General features: G+C 46.0%; 20 protein-coding genes. 14 read left to right on the forward strand and 6 right to left on the reverse strand.

The window, feature by feature from the left end:
- Position 1: 1 nt before the first annotated feature.
- The 7 genes from RUW00_RS01180 (at position 2) to sipT (ending at position 7,597) form a co-directional block, all read left to right on the forward strand.
- Entirely contained in the window at positions 2-1,138 is a 1,137-nt protein-coding gene (locus RUW00_RS01180; RefSeq protein ID WP_280145064.1) for an efflux RND transporter periplasmic adaptor subunit, read from the forward strand.
- Positions 1,139-1,831, forward strand: coding sequence for an ABC transporter ATP-binding protein (locus tag RUW00_RS01185; RefSeq protein WP_007409637.1), 693 nt, complete (start codon positions 1,139-1,141; stop codon positions 1,829-1,831). It begins immediately after the preceding gene.
- Positions 1,828-3,021: an ABC transporter permease gene (locus RUW00_RS01190; protein WP_014417626.1), complete on the forward strand. Its 1,194-nt coding sequence runs from the start codon at positions 1,828-1,830 to the stop codon at positions 3,019-3,021. Before RUW00_RS01185 ends, RUW00_RS01190 begins: the two co-directional genes overlap by 4 nt.
- Before the next feature lie 281 nt (positions 3,022-3,302).
- The gene (locus tag RUW00_RS01195) at positions 3,303-4,058 is read left to right on the forward strand and encodes a DeoR/GlpR family DNA-binding transcription regulator (RefSeq protein ID WP_014417627.1); all 756 of its coding nucleotides are present in this window, start codon (positions 3,303-3,305) and stop codon (positions 4,056-4,058) included.
- Positions 4,055-4,966, forward strand: coding sequence for a 1-phosphofructokinase (gene pfkB, locus RUW00_RS01200; RefSeq protein ID WP_003154572.1), 912 nt, complete (start codon positions 4,055-4,057; stop codon positions 4,964-4,966). Before RUW00_RS01195 ends, pfkB begins: the two co-directional genes overlap by 4 nt.
- A gap of 14 nt (positions 4,967-4,980) precedes the next feature.
- A complete protein-coding gene (locus tag RUW00_RS01205) occupies positions 4,981-6,885 on the forward strand; it encodes a PTS fructose transporter subunit IIABC (protein ID WP_063636613.1) in 1,905 nt (634 codons plus the stop codon).
- A 130-nt stretch (positions 6,886-7,015) separates the two neighbouring features.
- Positions 7,016-7,597, forward strand: a complete 582-nt coding sequence (gene sipT / locus RUW00_RS01210) for a signal peptidase I sipT (protein WP_003154568.1) — start codon at positions 7,016-7,018, stop codon at positions 7,595-7,597.
- A gap of 37 nt (positions 7,598-7,634) precedes the next feature.
- Here sipT and RUW00_RS01215 read toward each other — a convergent pair whose 3' ends face one another.
- Positions 7,635-7,904, reverse strand: a complete 270-nt coding sequence (locus RUW00_RS01215; RefSeq protein ID WP_021493749.1) for a hypothetical protein — start codon at positions 7,902-7,904, stop codon at positions 7,635-7,637.
- A gap of 162 nt (positions 7,905-8,066) precedes the next feature.
- Here RUW00_RS01215 and RUW00_RS01220 point away from each other — a divergent pair, with 162 nt between their 5' ends.
- Both RUW00_RS01220 and RUW00_RS01225 read left to right on the forward strand, forming a co-directional pair.
- Positions 8,067-9,686 (forward strand): ABC-F family ATP-binding cassette domain-containing protein, encoded by a 1,620-nt coding sequence (locus RUW00_RS01220; RefSeq protein ID WP_007409642.1) that lies wholly within the window; start codon positions 8,067-8,069, stop codon positions 9,684-9,686.
- 112 nt (positions 9,687-9,798) lie between these two features.
- Entirely contained in the window at positions 9,799-10,707 is a 909-nt protein-coding gene (locus RUW00_RS01225; protein WP_280145065.1) for a ketopantoate reductase family protein, read from the forward strand.
- A gap of 31 nt (positions 10,708-10,738) precedes the next feature.
- Here RUW00_RS01225 and RUW00_RS01230 read toward each other — a convergent pair whose 3' ends face one another.
- The 3 genes from RUW00_RS01230 to mreBH form a co-directional block, all read right to left on the reverse strand.
- Complete coding sequence (locus tag RUW00_RS01230; RefSeq protein WP_007409644.1) at positions 10,739-11,971, reverse strand: aminopeptidase; 1,233 nt, start codon at positions 11,969-11,971, stop codon at positions 10,739-10,741.
- Positions 11,972-12,071: 100 nt separating this feature from the next.
- Positions 12,072-12,206 (reverse strand): protein YkpC, encoded by a 135-nt coding sequence (locus tag RUW00_RS01235; protein ID WP_003154559.1) that lies wholly within the window; start codon positions 12,204-12,206, stop codon positions 12,072-12,074.
- A gap of 71 nt (positions 12,207-12,277) precedes the next feature.
- Positions 12,278-13,285: a cell shape-determining protein MreBH gene (mreBH, locus tag RUW00_RS01240; protein WP_014417632.1), complete on the reverse strand. Its 1,008-nt coding sequence runs from the start codon at positions 13,283-13,285 to the stop codon at positions 12,278-12,280.
- Positions 13,286-13,555: 270 nt separating this feature from the next.
- Here mreBH and RUW00_RS01245 point away from each other — a divergent pair, with 270 nt between their 5' ends.
- The 5 genes from RUW00_RS01245 to ade all read left to right on the forward strand — a co-directional run bounded on the left by RUW00_RS01245 (position 13,556) and on the right by ade (position 18,734).
- On the forward strand, positions 13,556-13,840 hold the full coding sequence (locus RUW00_RS01245; RefSeq protein WP_024085249.1) for a transcriptional regulator AbhA: 285 nt from the start codon (positions 13,556-13,558) through the stop codon (positions 13,838-13,840).
- 172 nt (positions 13,841-14,012) lie between these two features.
- Positions 14,013-15,317 (forward strand): ATP-binding protein, encoded by a 1,305-nt coding sequence (locus tag RUW00_RS01250; RefSeq protein ID WP_014417634.1) that lies wholly within the window; start codon positions 14,013-14,015, stop codon positions 15,315-15,317.
- Between the two features lies 1 nt (position 15,318).
- Positions 15,319-16,146 carry a gamma-glutamylcyclotransferase family protein gene (locus RUW00_RS01255; protein ID WP_014417635.1) on the forward strand — a complete coding sequence of 276 codons (828 nt, stop codon included), beginning with the start codon at positions 15,319-15,321 and terminating at the stop codon, positions 16,144-16,146.
- A gap of 40 nt (positions 16,147-16,186) precedes the next feature.
- Entirely contained in the window at positions 16,187-16,852 is a 666-nt protein-coding gene (ktrC, locus tag RUW00_RS01260) for a Ktr system potassium transporter KtrC (protein WP_003154554.1), read from the forward strand.
- Positions 16,853-17,000: 148 nt separating this feature from the next.
- Positions 17,001-18,734 (forward strand): adenine deaminase, encoded by a 1,734-nt coding sequence (gene ade, locus RUW00_RS01265; RefSeq protein ID WP_280145066.1) that lies wholly within the window; start codon positions 17,001-17,003, stop codon positions 18,732-18,734.
- A 33-nt stretch (positions 18,735-18,767) separates the two neighbouring features.
- On the opposite strand, the gene rnjA is transcribed toward ade, so the two are convergent.
- Entirely contained in the window at positions 18,768-20,435 is a 1,668-nt protein-coding gene (gene rnjA, locus RUW00_RS01270) for a ribonuclease J1 (protein WP_003154550.1), read from the reverse strand.
- A gap of 5 nt (positions 20,436-20,440) precedes the next feature.
- Positions 20,441-20,650: a DNA-dependent RNA polymerase subunit epsilon gene (locus tag RUW00_RS01275; RefSeq protein WP_003154548.1), complete on the reverse strand. Its 210-nt coding sequence runs from the start codon at positions 20,648-20,650 to the stop codon at positions 20,441-20,443.
- Positions 20,651-20,811: the final 161 nt, after the last annotated feature.

Consider the following 20,811-nt stretch of genomic DNA (forward strand, 5'->3'; position numbering starts at 1 on the left):
CATGAAAAAAATTTGGATCGGAATCGGCATCGCCGTAATTGTTGCAGTATTCATCGGTATCAATATTTATAAGTCTGCCGCTCCCGCGGGCGGCAGCGCCGGGAAAAAAATCGAAACCGGAACCATGGAAAACAGAGAAATCTCCTCTACGGTTATGGTTCCGGGAACACTTAAATTCTCTAAAGAACAGTATGTTTTTTATGAAGCGGATAAAGGAACTCTTGATAAAGTGAAAGTAAAAGAAGGCGACAAAGTAAAAAAAGGGTCGTCGTTAGTCACGTATACAAATGAGCAGCTCAATCTTGATAAAGAACAAAATGAGTTGACAGAACAATCAAAACGGATGCAAATCGAACAAGTTGAAGAAAAACTCAGAGCATTAAACAGCAAGGAACAAGATCTGGCAAAACAAGTTGGAGAAGCTGAAGCCAAAAAACAAATTGAATCCGAACGGACTGATCTGCAGCTTCAGCAAAAAACGGCGGAAATCGAATTAAAGCAATCTGATTTGCAAAAGCAGTCTCTTGAAAATCAAGTGGCGAATCTCAATGTTAAGAGTGAGATGGACGGGACGGTTATCTCGGTAAATCAAGAAGCGGCTTCTAAAAAATCGGATATTCAAGAACCGGTTTTACATATAGGAGACCCGGAACACCTGATCGTTGCCGGCAATTTGTCCGAATACGACACGCTGAAAGTGAAAAAGGGCCAAAGCGTTACGATTACCTCAGACGCCATTCCCGGTAAAACGTGGAAAGGGAGAGTGGCGGCTGTCGGCCTCGTTCCTGATCAAAAGTCAAGCGCTGCTTCGGGGGAAAGCACGGAACAGGCTGTGCAGTATCCGTTTCAGGTTAAGCTGATCGGAAACCTTCCGGAGGGCAAGCCGGGGTTTAAATTAATTATGAACATTGAAACCGACAAACGGAAAGCCGATACGCTGCCGTCCTCCGCGGTCAAAAAAGACGGAGATGAGCACTGGGTCTTTACGGTAAAAGACGGGAAGGCCAAACGCGTGAAAGTTAAAGTCGGTGATACCGCAAATCAGCTTACGGAGATAAAAGAGGGGCTTTCAAAGGATGATAAAGTCATTCTGAATCCGGCTGACGGTTTGACTGACGGAACGGATGTGAAAGCATAGATGATTCAGCTTTCAAAGGTGAAAAAAAGTTATCAGATCGGCAAGGAGACGTTTGATGTTCTTCGTTCAATCGACCTGACGATTGAAGAAGGAGAATATGTGTCAATTATGGGACCGTCGGGATCGGGAAAATCTACGATCATGAATATCATCGGCTGTCTGGACAGACCGACGTCCGGCAGTTACAGGCTTGCGGGCGAAGATGTTTCTTCATGCACCGAAAAAGAGCTTGCGGCGGTCCGGAACAAATCAATCGGATTTGTCTTTCAGCAATTTCAGCTGCTGCCGCGATTGAATGCAAGAAAAAATGTCGAACTCCCCATGATCTACGCCGGTATCGGCAAAAAAGAGCGTGAGGAACGGGCTGAGCATGCGCTGGAAAAAGTCGGTTTGGCGGATCGGATGCGTCACATGCCGAATGAGCTGTCAGGCGGCCAGAAGCAGCGTGTCGCGATTGCAAGAGCCATCGTGAACGAACCGAAGCTCATTTTAGCTGATGAACCGACCGGCGCGCTGGATACGAAAACAAGCATATCCATTATGGAGCAGTTCACAGAGCTTAATGCAGAGGGCGTGACCGTGGTGCTTGTGACTCATGAGCCTGAAGTGGCGGACTGTACAAACAGAGTGATTTTCGTCCGTGACGGCATGATCGTTTCCCGCGATGCTGAGCAGAGGAGAGTGGGGGAATGAGCCTGTTAGAAAATCTCCGGATGGCCCTCAGTTCCGTAAGAGCTCACAAGCTGAGATCGATCCTGACAATGCTCGGAATCATTATCGGCGTCGGTTCAGTAATCGTGGTTGTGGCTGTCGGCCAGGGCGGAGAGCAAATGCTGAAGCAATCCATCAGCGGGCCGGGCAATACGATTGAATTGTTTTACCTTCCGAGTGATGAAGAATTAACAGCCAATCCGAACGCCTTACAGGAAGCGAGTTTTACAGAAGAAGATATTAATGGATTAAAAGGAGTGGACGGCGTAAAGCAGGTTGTCGCTTCCGCGGTAAAATCCATGACGGCCCGTTACCATGAAGAAGACACGGATATTACGCTGAACGGCATTAACAGCGGCTACATGGACGTAAAAAAGCTGGACGTTCAAGATGGACGGACATTTACGGACAATGATTTTCTTTCCGGGAAAAGAGCGGGAATCATCTCGAAAAAAATGGCTGAAAAGCTGTTCGGGAAAACGTCTCCGCTCGGAAAAATCGTCTGGGCCGGCGGACAGCCCGTTGAAGTAATCGGCGTACTGAAAGAAGAGAGCGGTTTTTTATCGTTAGGACTCAGTGAAATGTATGTGCCGTTCAACATGCTGAAAACGTCTTTCGGTACTAACGACTACAGCAACGTTTCCGTTCAGACGGAGTCCGCTGATCAAATCAAAACAACAGGAAAAGAAGCGGCCCGTCTCTTAAATGACAATCACGGTACAAAAGAGGCCTATCAAGTCATGAATATGGAAGAAATCGCGGCGGGAATCGGTCAGGTCACGACCGTCATGACGACGATCATCGGTTCGATCGCCGGTATTTCTCTCATTGTCGGCGGGATCGGGGTCATGAATATTATGCTCGTATCAGTGACGGAACGGACAAGAGAAATCGGCATCCGCAAATCGCTCGGTGCCACGAGAGGACAGATTCTGACACAATTCTTAATTGAATCTGTTGTGCTTACATTAATCGGCGGCTTAATCGGAATCGGTCTCGGCTACGGGGGAGCATCACTCGTTTCCCTTATCGCAGGCTGGCCGTCGCTCGTTTCCTGGCAGGTGGTTTGTATCGGTGTGCTGTTCAGTATGCTGATCGGTGTCATTTTCGGCATGCTGCCCGCCAACAAAGCATCACGCTTAGATCCGATTGAAGCATTAAGGTATGAATAACCGGCACCCCATGCAGTCTGCATGGGGTTTTTTGTGTTTTAATGATTGAATGAATATAATAGACTTTTTTCATTTATGATAAAAAGAAAATGTCATACAATTGTCCCCCTTTTTGTCGAATTTACAGTTTACAAACCCTATGTACATACGTTAATATGAACAAATGTGAAAGATTTTGATAGTTATTGAATGAATTTGAGTGATTTTAGTTGCTTGAAGTAAAAAAAGCGTTTACAATTATCTTGCAGCCGAAATGAATACGTTTTCAAAGGAGGCGGAATATGCTCACTCCTGAAAGGTATCAGCTGATTATGGATCAGATTGAAAAGCGAGATGTGGTGAAGATTCAAGAGCTGATAAGCATGACAAACGCTTCTGAATCAACGATCAGAAGAGATTTATCAACACTTGAAGAGCGCGGGTTTTTAAAGCGCGTTCACGGCGGGGCGTCTAAACTTTCCAACAGCAGGCAAGAACCCGATATGCTTGAAAAATCCTCCAAAAACCTTCAAGATAAACTGAAGATCGCAGAAGAAGCGGCATCTTTATTAGAAGAAGGTGACTGTATTTACCTCGATGCGGGAACAACTACATTGCACATGATTGATTTTATAGATCATACAAAGGACATTGTGGTTGTCACAAACGGAGTTATGCATATCGACGCTTTAATAAGGAAAGGGATTCCTTTTTATCTTCTCGGAGGATATGTGAAGCATAGAACAGGTGCGATGATCGGCGGCGCCTCATTAACGGCGGTCAGCCAGTACCGTTTTGACAAAAGCTTTCTCGGGGTGAACGGCGTGCACATTGAAGCCGGCTTTACAACACCCGATCCGGATGAGGCTCTTCTGAAGACAAAGGCTGTGAGACAGGCGAAAAATGCGTATGTTTTAGCCGATCCTTCTAAATTCGGCGAGATTTCTTTCGCAGCGTTCGCCGCCTTGGGCGATGCCGCTATCATTACCACTGAAGCTGAAGAACTTGCATTCGATAATTACCAAGAAAAAACTGTCGTAAAGGTAGTGAAACCATGATTTACACTGTAACCCTCAATCCGTCTGTTGACTATATCGTTCACGTTGAAGATTTTGCCGTAGGCGGTTTAAACCGTTCCAGCTATGACACGAAGTATCCCGGCGGAAAAGGCATCAACGTTTCGAGATTACTGAAAAGACACCATGTGCCGTCAAAAGCATTGGGGTTTGTCGGCGGATTTACCGGAAATTATATCACGTCATTTTTGCAGCAGGAAGGTCTGGAAACGGCTTTTTCTGAGGTAGATGAAGACACGCGTATAAATGTAAAACTGAAAACGGGCGATGAAACGGAAATTAACGGACAGGGCCCGACGATTTCAGACGAAGTGTTCAATGCCTTTTTAGAACAGTTCTCCGCTCTGGAAGAGGGAGACATCGTCGTTTTAGCGGGAAGCATTCCTTCTTCCCTGCCGCATAACACGTATGAAAAAATTGCTGAGGCATGCAGAAAGCAGAATGCCCGGGTAGTGGTGGACATCTCCGGTGAAGCGCTGATGAAAGCGACAGAAATGAAACCGTTTTTGATGAAGCCGAATCATCATGAGCTTGGGGAAATGTTCAATACGGTCATTGATTCAGCCGAAGCTGCCGTTCCTTACGGTAAAAAATTAATTGAACAAGGCGCTGAACACGCGATTGTTTCGATGGCTGGCGACGGTGCGCTTTTATTTACGAAAGAGGCGGTTTTCCTCGCCAATGTTCCTAAAGGAAAGCTTGTCAATTCGGTAGGCGCGGGTGATTCCGTCGTCGCGGGATTCCTTGCGGGAATTTCAAAACAGCTGCCTTTGGAAGATGCGTTCCGTTTAGGAGTTGCTTCCGGAAGCGCGACGGCATTTTCTGAAGAACTCGGAACTGAAGAGTTTGTACAGCAGCTTCTTCCTGAAGTTAAAGTCACACGTCTATAGAGGAGGAAAGAAAAGTGAAGATAACTGAGCTGTTAACAAGAGATACAATTCATCTCAATATAGAAAGCAAAGAGAAAGAAAACGTTATCGATGAAATGGTGACAGTGCTTGACAAAGCCGGCAGATTAAATGACAGAGAGGCTTACAAAGCAGCCATTTTAAATCGTGAAAGCCAAAGCTCGACGGGAATCGGCGAAGGCATTGCCATTCCTCATGCGAAGACGGCGAGCGTCATTAACCCGGCCATCGCATTCGGCCGTTCAAAAGATGGTGTGGATTATGAATCATTAGACGGTCAGCCTGCACACCTGGTCTTTATGATTGCGGCAACCGAAGGAGCGAATAATACGCACCTTGAGGCATTATCAAGACTTTCAACGCTTCTTATGCGTGAGGAAATCCGCAAACAGCTTCTTGAAGCTGAATCAGAAGATGCGATCATTGACATCATCAATCAGCATGACAAAGATGACGATGAGGAAGAAGAAGAGCAGGAAGAACAGGCAGCGCCGTCAGGAAAAGGCAAAATCCTTGCCGTTACGGCATGTCCGACAGGTATCGCCCATACGTTCATGGCAGCTGACGCACTGAAGGAAAAAGCGAAAGAGCTCGGCGTTGACATTAAAGTCGAGACAAACGGCTCAAGCGGAATCAAGCATAAGCTGACGGCTCAGGAAATTGAAGACGCGCCTGCGATCATCGTGGCGGCTGATAAACAGGTTGAAATGGAACGCTTTAAAGGCAAACATGTTCTTCAAGTGCCTGTGACGGCTGGTATCAGACGTCCTCAGGAACTGATTGAAAAAGCCGTTAACCAAGATGCGCCGATTTACGAGGGCAGCGGCGGAGGATCTTCCGCTTCAGATGAAGACGGCCCAAAACAGAAATCAGGCACAAGTATCGGAAGCACTTTCTATAAACACTTAATGAGCGGTGTCAGCAACATGCTGCCATTTGTCGTCGGCGGCGGAATTCTCGTTGCGATCTCATTCTTCTGGGGAATTCATTCAGCTGATCCGAAAGACCCGACATACAACACGTTTGCCGCAGCGCTGAACTTTATCGGCAGCGATAATGCGTTAAAACTGATCGTTGCAGTTCTTGCCGGATTCATTGCAATGAGTATTGCGGACCGTCCGGGATTTGCGCCGGGTATGGTCGGCGGATTTATGGCTACGCAGGCGAATGCCGGATTCTTGGGCGGACTGATTGCCGGATTCTTAGCCGGTTATGTCGTAATCCTGCTGAAAAAGCTGTTTGTCTTTATCCCTCAATCTCTTGACGGATTAAAACCTGTATTGATTTATCCGCTGCTCGGTATTTTTATCACAGGAGTTCTGATGCAATTTGTCATTAACACACCTGTAGCAGCGTTCATGAATTTCTTAACAAATTGGCTTGAAAGCCTTGGAACTGGAAACCTTGTTTTAATGGGTATTATTTTAGGCGGTATGATGGCTATCGACATGGGCGGCCCGCTCAATAAAGCGGCGTTCACATTCGGAATTGCGATGATCGATGCCGGAAACTATGCGCCGCATGCGGCCATCATGGCGGGCGGAATGGCTCCGCCGCTTGGAATCGCACTGGCGACAACATTCTTTAAACACAAATTCTCTAAACGTGACCGTGAAGCCGGTATTACGTGCTACTTCATGGGAGCAGCTTTCGTTACAGAAGGCGCCATCCCGTTTGCAGCGGCTGATCCGCTTCGCGTCATCCCTGCAGCCGTTGTCGGTTCTGCGGTAGCTGGCGGGTTGACAGAGTTTTTCCGGGTAACGCTTCCTGCACCGCACGGAGGAATATTCGTTGCATTCATTACGAACCATCCGCTGCTTTACTTAATGAGCATCGTGATCGGAGCGATTGTAACGGCTGTTATCTTGGGAATCGTCAAAAAACCGGTTGTAGAGAAATAAGCAAAAAGCGTCCTTTACGGGCGCTTTTTTCAATCATGTACGCATAGAAGCGTTATGTATTTTGTGATGAGTTATGATAAAGTAAAGATGGTACATGAACTGAAACAGTGATCGTCTAGGAGGAACCACGTTGACTGAAGAACAAAAACCTACTTCTGAAAAATCGGTAAAAAGAAAATCCAACACGTATTGGGAATGGGGAAAGGCCATCATTATAGCAGTCGCACTTGCGCTGTTAATCCGCCATTTCCTGTTTGAACCGTACTTAGTGGAAGGATCATCAATGTACCCGACATTACATGACGGTGAAAGGCTGTTTGTCAACAAAAGCGTCAATTATATCGGAGAAATCGAGCGGGGGGACATCGTCATTATTAACGGCGATACATCGAAAGTCCATTATGTAAAGCGGCTCATCGGAAAACCGGGAGAAACGGTGGAAATGAAAAATGACACGCTTTATATAAACGGCAAAAAAATCGCAGAACCGTACCTCGCGAGCAATAAAAAAGAAGCGAAAAAACTGGGAGTCAACCTGACGGGAGATTTCGGCCCCGTAAAGGTTCCGAAAGGCAAATACTTCGTCATGGGCGACAATCGGCTGAACTCAATGGACAGCCGGAACGGACTCGGTTTAATTGCCGAAAACCGGATCGTCGGCACCTCGAAGTTTGTGTTCTTCCCATTTCATGATATGCGTCAGACAAAATAAAAACGCCGCGCTGCCCGATTTGGACAGCAGGCGTTTTTTATTTGGCAAACGAGGCGGCGACGGCGATGAACAATACCGTGGCCAGCACTGATCCGACAATGGCCAGAACGCTGAAAAAAAGGTTCACCTGCTTCTTCTCTTTGCCGCGTTTTTCAAGCATCCGTTTTGAAAAGAGATGCGAAAACGTATAAATGAGGGCGATTCCGACGTACAAGCCGATGTCACGTGCCGTAAAGCCTGTGACGGCCAGAAAAACCCCGGTGAAGAAAATCATAAGACAGTATTCTGTGAGTGTTAAAAGCTTCAACTTGTTCCTCCGTGATGAATATGTATATATATCTATTGTATCACAGCGCTCCGGGTTTGACGCCTGCATCTTTTCAAACCCGTATATTCGCAGGGAAACATTTCTCTTCCCCTTTATTCATGGTATACTTTTAATGATGATAGACACGATGGAGGATTCTAAATGATTGCTGTAAATAATGTGAGCTTGCGTTTTGCGGATCGCAAGTTATTTGAAGATGTCAATATTAAATTTACGCCGGGCAACTGCTACGGATTAATAGGCGCAAACGGTGCCGGAAAATCAACATTTTTGAAAATTTTATCCGGTGAGCTGGAGCCGCAGACCGGCGATGTCCATATGAGCCCGGGTGAACGTCTTGCCATTCTGAAGCAGAACCACTTTGAATATGAAGACTTCGAAGTGCTGAAAGTCGTCATTATGGGACATAAACGTTTATACGAAGTCATGCAGGAAAAAGACGCGATTTATATGAAGCCTGATTTTTCAGATGAAGACGGCATCCGCGCCGCTGAGCTTGAAGGAGAGTTTGCGGAATTAAACGGATGGGAAGCTGAAAGTGAAGCCGCTATTTTGTTAAAGGGCCTGGGCATCTCTGAAGACCTGCATACGAAGAAAATGGCGGACTTAGGCGGTTCAGAAAAGGTGAAAGTGCTTTTGGCACAGGCGCTGTTCGGCAAGCCGGACGTTCTGCTGCTTGATGAACCGACCAACCACTTGGATCTGAAAGCGATTCAGTGGCTGGAAGAGTTTTTAATCAACTTTGAGAACACAGTCATCGTCGTATCCCATGACCGTCACTTTTTAAATAAAGTGTGCACGCACATCGCCGATCTTGATTTTAATAAAATTCAAGTGTACGTCGGCAACTATGATTTCTGGTATGAATCCAGCCAGCTTGCTTTAAAGCTTTCTCAGGAAGCCAACAAGAAAAAAGAAGAGCAGATTAAACAGCTTCAGGAGTTCGTGGCCAGATTCAGCGCCAACGCTTCTAAATCAAAGCAGGCGACATCAAGAAAGAAACTCCTTGATAAAATCACGCTTGATGATATCAAACCGTCATCACGCCGTTATCCTTATGTCAATTTCACGCCGGAACGCGAGATCGGAAATGACGTGCTGCGGGTTGAAGGCTTAACAAAAACGATTGACGGGGTAAAAGTGCTTGATAACGTCAGCTTTATTATGAACAGAGAAGATAAAATCGCTTTTACGGGCCGCAACGAACTTGCCGTTACGACATTGTTTAAAATCATTTCCGGGGAAATGGAAGCAGACAGCGGCACATTTAAATGGGGCGTGACCACTTCTCAGGCGTACTTCCCTAAAGACAACAGCGAGTATTTTGACGGCAGCGATGCGAACCTTGTTGACTGGCTCCGCCAATACTCGCCGCATGACCAAAGCGAAAGTTTTCTGCGCGGTTTCTTAGGACGCATGCTGTTCTCAGGAGAAGAAGTCAACAAAAAATCAAACGTTCTTTCCGGAGGAGAAAAAGTGCGCTGCATGCTTTCAAAAGCGATGCTTTCCGGCGCGAATATTTTAATTCTGGATGAACCGACAAACCACTTAGATTTGGAATCCATTACGGCGCTTAACAACGGCTTAATCAGCTTTAAAGGCGCTATGCTGTTTTCATCTCATGACCATCAGTTTGTACAGACAATTGCCAACCGCATCATTGAATTAACGCCTAAAGGCATTGTTGACAAACAAATGTCTTATGACGAATTTCTTGAAAACGCGGATGTACAGAAAAAGCTTGAAGAGCTATACGCGTAATAAAGAAGCAGGGGAGACTCTGCTTCTTTATTTATGAAAAAAGTTTTCAATCTTCTGACTTCCCGTTACAATAAATGAATACATAACTTGAAAAGATACGGAGGAATGCATCATGAAGTTTTTAATTGTCGGAGCTGGAGGAGTGGGCGGATATATCGGCGCGCGTCTTGCAGAAAAGGGAAATGACGTTACGTTTCTCGTCCGCAAGAAACGGGCGGAACAATTACAAGAAACGGGTTTGACCGTCAAAAGTGCAAAAGGTGATGTTTCAATCAAGCCGAAATTAATGATGGCGGGCGAAGAAGGAGCATTTGACGCCGTTATTATCGCTTCAAAAGCGTATTCTTTGCAGGACGTCATTCGGGATGTCAAACCGTTTGTCAAACCTTCGTCGGTCATTATTCCTTTTTTAAACGGATACAGGCACTATAACCAGCTGTTTGAAGCTTTTTCAAAACGGCAGGTGCTGGGCGGCCTCTGCTTTATTGAGAGCGCCCTTAACGACAAAGGGGAAATTCTTCATACGAGCGCTGCCCACCGCTTTGTTTTCGGTGAATGGAACGGGGAACGCACAGAACGTATGAACGAGCTGGAAAACGCATTTGCAGGTGTGAAAGCGGATGTCATCATCAGCCGGGATATTGAAAAGGACATTTGGAAAAAATATATGTTTATTGCCGCGCAGGCGGGAGTGACCACTCTGTTTCAACAGCCGATCGGACCGATTTTAGAAACAGAAGGCGGCCGCAACACGGCAAAGCGCCTCTTTGCTGAAATCGGAGCCATTTTCAAGGCTGCCGGCATCCCGAAAGATCCTGGTCTGGAAGAAGAGAGTTATCGCACATTGACAAGCATGTCTTACCATATGAAATCGTCGATGCTGAGAGATATGGAAAAGGGCAGGGTGACGGAAGGTGATCATTTACACGGATTTTTGCTTGAGAAAGCGAAAGGCTTGTCAGTTGATACACCTGTTTTGGAAACCGTCTGCGCCAACTTGCAAATGTATGAAGCGAAATAAAAAAAAGGAGGCCTGATCGCCTCCTTTTTTATTAAAATGCCCAGTTTCCGTTTCTGAAGATCGGTTCTCTTTTGCCGTCCGCCGTAATGCCGTCGATATTCATATCTTTGGAACCGACCATAAAATCTACGTGTGTAATGCTTTCATTTAAGCCCTCTTTGACAAGCTCTTCCCGTGTCATTTGTTTACCGCCCTCAATATTAAAGGCATACGCGCTGCCGATCGCCAAGTGGTTAGAGGCGTTTTCATCGTACAGTGTGTTGTAAAATAAAATATTTGATTGTGAAATCGGTGAATCGTACGGCACTAAGGCCACTTCTCCGAGATAGTGTGAGCCTTCATCGGTTTCGACGATGCCTTTTAAAATCTCCTCGCCTTTTTCAGCTTTCACATCGACAATGCGGCCGTTTTCAAAGGTAAGAGTGAAGTTATCAATAATGTTGCCGCCGTAGCTCAGCGGTTTCGTGCTGGAAACCGTGCCGTTCACCCCGTCACGCTGCGGAAGGGTGAAAACCTCTTCTGTCGGCATGTTGGCCATGAATTCGTGCCCGCTCTCATTCACGCTTCCCGCGCCTGCCCATACATGTTTTTTCGGCAGTTCAATGGTTAAGTCTGTTCCTTCAGCCTGATAATGCAGGGCGCTGTAATGTTTTTTGTTCAGGTGTTCCACTTTTTCATGAAGATTTTGATCATGTTTTTTCCATGCTTCCACAGGGTTTTCTTCATTTACGCGGGTCGTTTTGAAAATTTCTTCCCATAAAAGCTGAACGGCTGTTTCTTCCGGCTGATCCGGGAACACTTTTTTCGCCCAGCCTGTTGAAGCCGCTCCGATCACCGTCCAGCTGACCTTATCTGATTGAATATATTGTCTGTATGTATGCAATGCTTTTCCGGCGGCTTTTTGGAACGCTGCAATCCGTTTGCCGTCAGTGCCTTTTAACAGGTCGGGGTCGGATGAGACGACAGAAATAAACGCAGCCCCTTTTTTCGCGAGCTCTTCTTTTCCTTTTGCTTCCCATTCAGGATACTCTTCAAACGCTTCAAACGGTGCCATCTCGTATTTTAATCTGGACAGTTCATCGTCCTGCCAATTTACGGTGACGTTTTTTGCGCCTTTTTCATAAGAATGTTTGGCAAGCAGTCTGACAAGTTCCCTAACATCAGTTGAGGCATTGATTACGACATGCTGTCCTTTTTGGACATTGACGCCGACTTCTACCGCCAGCTGAGCATATGTATGTAACTTTTCAGTAAACGAACTCATCGTTCATTCCTCCTCATCGGTTTTTCTCATCATATCAAATATCGCCTCATAAAGGAAAGAAAGGAGCACAAACGAAAAAGACACAGCTTTTGCTGCGTCTTTACGGGTGATTCAGTTTTACGGCGCCGCCGGCCGGAGAATGGGGCATATTGGCCAGTGAAATGCTCATACCCCCCAAAATAATTCCGCTTAAAATGACGGCTACTGCTACGCGTCTTCCCACATCTCTAAGCATATGCTTCCTCCTTAATGTTTCTCCAGTTCTCACAATATGAGCCGGCCGGAGAAAAAAGAAGCACAATCTTATTATTTAATCGCTTTTTGCAGCTTGTCGATGACGTCTAATGAACGCCCCGTGCCGATAGCCACTGATTCAAGCGGATTTGCCGCCAAATGAACGGGAACGACGATTTCTTCTGTCAGCCATTCTTTCATCCCGTTTAAAAGGGAGCCTCCGCCGGTTAACACGACGCCGCGGTCAACAATATCACCGCTGAGCTCCGGCGGACAATCTTCAAGTGTCGCTCTGATCGCTTCAAGAATATGTAAGAGCGACTCACGCATCGCGTGCTGAATTTCATTAGACTGCAGTCTGATTGTCTTCGGCAGACCGGTTACAAGGTCACGGCCGCGGATTTCCATCGTTTCCGGCACATGTTCAATCAATGCAAAACCGATTTCCATTTTCACTTGTTCTGCTGTACGTTCCCCGATCAGCAGGTTGTATTTTTTTCTGACGAACGAGGCGATATCTTCATCAAGCTGGTCGCCGCCGATTCTGATCGAATGGCAGGATACGACGCCCCCGAATGAGATGATGGCGACTTCAGTCGTACCGCCGCCGATATCTACGACGACGTTTGCGACCGGCTCGTCAACAGGGAGGTCGGCCCCGATTGCAGCGGCTACGGGTTCTTCAATCAAGTGAACATTTTTCGCTCCGCAGTTTTTGACAGCGTCACTGATGGCGCGGCGTTCAACGGCTGTTGAGCCTGAAGGCGTGCAGACGACGACATTCGGTTTGCGGAAAGTCATTCCGATTTTTTTTCCGGCTTTTTTCATAATGTGTTTTAATAAGTCAGTTGTCATATCATAATCAGCAATGACACCGTCTTTCATCGGCCGTACGGCGACGATTTTCCCCGGCGTCTTTCCGATCATGCTTTTGGCATCCGTTCCGATGGCAAGCACCGCTTTCGTTGTTGTATCTACAGCGACAACGGAAGGTTCGTTTAAAATAATTCCTTTATTTTTACTGTAAACAAGTATATTAGCGGTTCCTAAGTCGATTCCGATCTCAGTTGATTGAAACATGTTTTCACCCAATCCCTATCCTGATTTAATTGATTCTACATTTAAAGTTTCTGAGAAAAACCACGATTTTTGGGGGTTTCCGCCGGGAATGAAATGTTTTTGTAAAAAAGGAGGGAAAGTCTGTATCCCATATTTCAAAAGGATTTTCTTTTGTAAAAAAACATTCAGTTCCGGATGCTGAGAAACTTTTGCTCCGTTCCTTTCGTCTACGTTTATGAAGGATTTTCCTTGGACATAAAGAAGAGACATTAAAGGAAGTAGGGGATTTCTATGAAATCAATTGGTGTAGTAAGAAAAGTAGACGAACTCGGGCGTATTGTCATGCCGATTGAATTGAGAAGAGCATTGGATATCGCTATTAAAGATAGTATTGAATTTTTCGTTGACGGAGACAAAATTGTCTTAAAAAAATACAAGCCGCACGGCATTTGCTTAATGACGGGGGAAATTACCTCCGAAAATCAGGAGTACGGCAACGGCAAAATTATTTTAAGTCCTGAAGGAGCGAAAATGCTGCTTGAGGAAATCGAGGAAGCGTTAAAAGATAGATCATAATCAGCAAAAAGGGCGGAGCATCATTCCGTCCTTTTATTATGAACTTGTGCAAAAACTCACGGGAAAAGTAAGCGAACCTGCTCAATTAATTGGGAATAGTTATCATTTTTTAGTCAATAATGCAGTCAACAATGTTACAATATATGTAGAAATGCTAGCGGCAGGTGGGACTATGGGAAAATATCAAGCGCGTATCATTTCCTTAATCTTGGCAATGATTTTTATTATGTTTTGGGATTATTTATTTTATATGATTGAACGGAATCCGATTAACTGGCCAGTTGACATCACCTTTACCGCCGTCACATTAATCGGCGTCTGGCTGCTGGCTTATTATGTGGACAATAAAAAGCAGCTGCTGGCGGAGCTGAAGGACAGCGAGCAGAAAGCAAAGGCGCTTTCAGATGAGAAAAACCGGATCATGGACAATCTGCAGGAAATCGTTTTTCAGACGGATGCACAAGGGAATATTACATATTTGAATCAAGCCTGGACGGCGATTACGGGCCACTCCATCAGCGAATGTATGGGCACGATGTATAATGATTATTTTATAAAAGAAAAACATATCATTGATTATATTATCTCCCAAATCAAGCAGCAGTCCCCGTCAGGAATGTTTACGGCCAAATATATTAAAAGAGACGGCTCGATCTTTTGGGGAGAAGTCCATTATAAGCTGTATTATGACCGCAGACAGAAATTTGTCGGAAGTCTGGGGACGATGTCTGATATCAGTGAACGGAAAAAAGCGGTCGACGAGCTTCTGGAAACGAACGAACGCCTTGCCATGCAATCTCAAAAGCTGGCCATTGCCGGGGAGCTTGCGGCAGGAATCGCCCATGAAGTAAGAAATCCTTTAACGTCAGTCAGCGGCTTTCTCCAGCTGATGAAAGCCCAGTATCCGGAAAGAACGGATTATTTTGATATTATTTTTTCGGAGATTAAAAGGATTGATCTCGTGCTGGGGGAGCTGCTTCTGCTCGCCAAGCCGCAGACCGTGACGTTTACCGCTCATCATCTCAACCATATTTTAAGGCAGGTGGCGACGCTTCTTGACACGAACGCGGTGCTGTCGAACACTGTGATTGAGAAGGATTTCAGGCAGACTGAGTCCTGTATGGTCAACGGTGACGAAAACCAGTTGAAACAGGTATTTATCAATATTATTAAAAATGCGATTGAAGCGATGCCTGACGGCGGGAATATTCATATTTATACAAAACGGGATGAAGAATACGCGGTGATCAGCATACAGGATGAAGGGAACGGCATGTCGAAAGAAAAGCTTGAAAACATCGGGAAACCGTTTTTCTCAACAAAAGATCAGGGAACGGGTCTCGGTCTTCCGATTTGTTTACGAATTCTGAAGGAGCATAATGGTAAACTTAACATTAAGAGCAAAAATGGAGAAGGCAGTACGTTTCAGGTGATTCTGCCGTTAGAAGCGGCTGCTGTCCAAAAGGAGGAAAAATAACTTGCTTCTTTTTGTATACGGTTTGTTACGGAAGCGTGAAGAAAACCATGAACTGCTGAAAGGCGCTCCGTGTGTGTGCGAGCAGGCCGCGATAAACGGCGTGCTGTACGAAACGGATAAAGGTCAGCCTGCGGCGTCTTTAGCAGAAACAGCTTTTGTGTACGGGGAATTGTATGAAACAGATCATCAGATGATCCGTAAGCTGGATGCGTATTATGCTGATTTTGATCGGAAAGAGGTTGCCGTGACGACGGATGCCGGGAATAAAACCGCCTTCGCATATGTCGTAAAGCCCGGCCAGTGTGCCTCATTCAGCCGTATCAAAAGCGGAGACTGGAAAGAATACCGTTTTATGAAACGGGAGGATGACAGTCCGGTTTATTATTTCGCTTACGGCTCCTGTATGGACAATGCCCGGTTTAAACAGGCGGGGGTCGACCACTTTTTTGCCGAGCCGGTCGGAGGGGCGGTTGTTGAAGGGTATTCGACGAGATTCACGTTAAGGCGTCCTGACGGTTCCAGAGCCGATCTTGTTGAAGACGGGGGACGAACTGAAGGCGTGCTGTACAAGCTCCCGTTTGAAGCGGCAACCTATCTGTACAAAAGAGAAGGTGTTGATAACCACACATACCGTCCAGCATTCATAGAAGTGTGTGCCGGCGGCCGTGTATACAGAGGCGTCCTGACGTTTCTCGTTCTTGATAAAGCTGAGGAAATTGCGCCTCCGGGTCACTATCAGGAAGAAATCGAACGCGGAGCGGACCTGTATTTATCGCCCGCCTTTTCAGAAAAGCTTAAACGCTATATGAACTCATTGCCGAAAATGTGATACTATTCCTATTAGAGATATTGTTTAAAGGAGTACTGTTATGAGAAAAGAGTTTGCCGTTATCGGTCTCGGACGCTTCGGCGGAAGTATTTGCAAAGCATTAAGTGAAGAAGGCCTTGAGGTCATGGCGATGGATATTGATGAAGATAAAGTGAATGAATACGCCAAAATCGCATCACACGCGGTCATCGGCGATTCAACCGATGAATCGGTGCTGAAAAACTTAGGGCTGCGCAACTTTGACCATGTCATTGTGGCAATCGGCGAAAATATACAGGCGAGCATTTTAACGACGCTGATCTTAAAGGAACTCGGCGTGAACACGATCACGGTAAAAGCGCAGAACGATTATCATGAGAAAGTGCTTGCGAAAATCGGCGCCGACCACATCGTCCACCCTGAACGTGACATGGCAAAACGCATCGCCCACAACATCGTATCAAATAATGTACTTGATTATTTGGAGCTGTCCGACGAACACAGCATTGTGGAGATCGTGGCCAACAGCAGGCTTGCGGGCAACACACTGCTTGATCTGGACATCCGGGCGAAGTACGGCATTAATATCGTGGCCATCAAGAGAGAAAAAGAAGTGATCGTATCTCCGCTGGCGACTGAAATGATCCAAAAAGAAGATATTCTCATCGTTATCGGCTCTCTTACGGACATTTCCCGATTTGAAAAAAGAGTGCTTCATACAAAGTGAAAAGCCGTCCGTAAAAGGACGGTCTTTTATTATGTCAGAATAATAAGACATTTATCGTGTAAGCGGTATTTTCTGAAATTTTTATTGACTATGATCAGGCGATCCGATAGCATATTGTACCATATAAAGAAAAAGAGGAGGCCTCATTTTGAACAAAGAAACACTGGCTGAACGGCTGAATGCATCAGCCGGCAGACAAAAAGCCGATACCGTCATTAAAAACGGAAAAATCATGGATGTATTTAACCAGGAATGGATTTCTGCAGATATCGCCATTACGGGCGGAATGATCGTCGGGCTGGGCGAATATGAAGGGGAAGAAGTCATTGATGCAGAAGGTCAAATGATCGTTCCGGGCTTTATTGACGGACATGTTCATATCGAGTCCTCTATGGTTACTCCGATTGAATTTGCTAAAGCCGTCCTCCCACACGGAGTGACTACTGTCATTACTGATCCTCACGAAATTGCGAACGTTTCCGGAGCAAAAGGCATTTCATTTATGATAGAGCAGGCGAAAAAGGCGCCGCTGAACATCCGTTTCATGCTTCCTTCCTGTGTTCCCGCCGCTAGCTTTGAACGCTCAGGAGCCGTATTAAAAGCCGAGGATTTAAAGCCTTTTTATCAGGAGAAAGAGGTGCTCGGACTTGCGGAAGTAATGGATTATGTGTCTGTTGCGGAAGGTGAAGAGGATATGCTTCAGAAACTGCTTGATGCCAAGCGTCACGGAAAACGGATCGACGGGCATTTAGCCGGACTCTCTTCAGATATCATCAATATATATAGAACCGCAATGGTGTCAAATGATCATGAAGTGACGACAAAAGAAGAAGCGCTGGACAGAATCAGACGGGGAATGTATGTCATGCTGCGCGAAGGATCGGTGGCAAAAAATACGCTCAATGTGCTGCCGGCGGTGAATGAAAAAAACGCGCGGCGCTTTTTCTTTTGCACGGATGATAAGCATGTAGATGATCTGCTTTCAGAAGGAAGTGTGAACCACCAAGTCAAATTGGCGATAAAGGCGGGACTTGATCCATTCCTTGCGTATCAGCTCGCCAGCTTAAATGCGGCTGAGTGCTACGGTCTTGAAACAAAAGGGGCGGTAGCGCCGGGTTTTGACGCAGATCTGCTGTTCATTTCAGATGTACGGGAGGCTGCCGTCACGAAGACCATGGTCGCCGGCCGGACCGTTGCCGAGAACGGACGCACGGTTTATGAACAGTCTGCCGGTTCCTATTCGCCGGACCAGGCGTTGTTGGATACAGTGCGGCTGAAAGCGCCGCTGACTGAATCGGATTTTCATATACCGATTCAAGAGGGCAAGAAAATGAATGTAATCGAAATGATACCGAATCATTTGGAGACGAGAAAAAAAGAAGTGCCTGCACCGTCTGCTGACGCGTTTCGTCCTGATACAGAAAATGATTTATTAAAAATCGCCGTCGCAGAGCGGCACAGCGGCGAAAAAATGATAGGACTCGGGATTGTACAAGGGTTCGGGTTAAAAGAAGGCGCCATCGCCACAACCATTTCTCACGATTCCCATAATATCATCGCCGTCGGTACAAACGATGCCGATTTGGCAAAAGCAATCAACAGGCTCCGTGACACCGGAGGAGGATTAACAGCCGTGAAAAACGGAGAATTGCTTCATTCCGTTCCGCTTCCGATCGCCGGGCTTTTGTCTGATAAGTCGGCGGAATGGGTCAATGACAGCTTGGGCGTGCTTCATGAAAAGCTTCCTCTGCTGGGATTCACCGGTGATTTCAATCCGTTTCTCACATTATCGTTTTTAGCGCTTCCGGTGATTCCGGATATTAAAATGACAGCAGCCGGTCTGTTTGATGTCAAAGCCTTTCAGCATATTCCGCTGCAATAAAAAAAACTGCACTCGTAATGAGTGCAGTTTTTTTTAGACCTCCATAATGATCGGAAGGATCATCGGGCGGCGTTTTGTTTTTTCGTATAGGAACGGAGCAAGCGTATCGGTAATTTCGTTTTTAATTTCGGACCACTGCGTTGTTTTCCGATCCATTACTTTCTCCAGATGGTTCGAAATGAGCTGCTGCGCGTCATTGATCAAATCACCGGATTCTCTCATGTATACAAAACCTCTTGAGATTAAATCAGGTCCCGCTGAAACCTTAAAGTCGTCCATATTGATGCTGACAACAACGATAACAAGGCCTTCTTCTGAAAGAATGCGGCGGTCGCGGAGCACGATATTGCCGATATCACCGATTCCGCTTCCGTCAATGTAAACGGAGCCGGACGGAATTTTGCCTGCCACAGCGGCTTCTTCGCCTTTGAGGGCCAGCACTTCGCCATTATCCATGATAAAGCAGTTTTCTTCAGGTATGCCGCAATCAGTCGCGAGTTTGACGTGCATTTTCTGCATTCTGTACTCACCGTGAATCGGCATAAAGAACTTCGGTTTGATCAGGCGGAGCATTAATTTCTGCTCTTCCTGTCCGCCGTGTCCGGATGTATGAATGTCATTCAATGAACCGTGAATGACTTCTGCGCCCGCACGGTACAGCTGGTTGATGGTGCGGCTTACGCTGATTGTGTTTCCGGGAATCGGAGAGGAAGAAAAGACGACCGTATCTCCGGGATTAATGGAAATCTGCCGGTGCGTCCCGTTAGCGATGCGTGATAACGCCGCCATCGGTTCACCTTGGCTTCCCGTACATAAAATCGTTACCTTATTGGCAGGCATACGATTGATTTCGTTATGCTCAATAAACGTATTTTTAGGACAGGTAATGTAACCGAGATTTTGTCCGATTTCAATAGCCGATTCCATACTGCGTCCGAATACGGCAACTTTTCTGCCGTTTAAAACGGCTGCTTCAATCACCTGCTGAAGACGGTGTATATTCGAAGCGAATGTCGCAAATATAATTCTGCCGTCCACTTTTCGGAAAATATCGTGAATGCTTTCGCCTACGCGGCGTTCTGACATGGTGAAATCAGGAACCTCACTGTTTGTACTGTCAGAAAGCAGGCACAGAACGCCTTCTTTCCCGATTTCAGCCATCTTTGTCAAGTTTGCCGGTTCGCCTACCGGTGTGAAATCGAACTTAAAGTCCCCGGTATGTACGATATTGCCCGGCGGTGTTTTGACGACGATTCCGTATGAATCCGGAATGCTGTGTGTCGTTCTGAAGAAGGATACAGACGTCTTGCGGAACTTCACGATGTCGTCTTCACCGATGATGTTTAATTTGGTCTGTCTTAGCAGCCCGTGCTCTTCAAGTTTATTCCGAAGTAATCCGATCGCGAGTTTACCGCCGTAAACGGGAATATTTACTTGTCTGAGCAGGTACGGAATACCGCCGATATGGTCTTCGTGACCGTGGGTGATAAACAGACCTTTAATTTTATCTTCATTTTTTACTAAATACGTGTAATCGGGGATTACGTAATCAATGCCGAGAAGTTCATCTTCCGGGAACTTGATTCCCGCATCAATCAGTACAATTTCATCCTGAAACTGCACCCCGTACGTATTTTTCCCGATCTCGCCCAATCCGCCGAGGGCGAAAACGGCAGTCTGGTCATTTTTTACAAATTTCATTCCGCTCATAACTCCAATACTTTAAAATTTTCGCTCTGCTTCTCATATTCTAAAAAAGCACCGTCCACAGGCTGAACAAATTCAATGTTGTATTTCTGATCTTTCAGTTTCGTTCTGACGTCCCGTTCTGAAACGCCCTCAATGTAAAGTGAATCTGTTTTTTCCCGAACAGGTACTTCGTCAGCCTTCTCTTGATAAAATACCTTATAAATCATCCAAATCTCTCCTTAAATGCCGTATGTTAGACTCGCTTATTCTATTATATTCGAAAACGGATTATAAGGAAAGTCTCGAGCAAAAAAGGGACTTTCAAAAACCGAAAGATCCCTTCTACGCGATGACTTTTTTCCGGAGCATTCCGCCCCACTGTCTTCTG

Source organism: Bacillus sp. IS1, from assembly GCF_032461585.1.
Classification (GTDB): domain Bacteria; phylum Bacillota; class Bacilli; order Bacillales; family Bacillaceae; genus Bacillus; species Bacillus velezensis.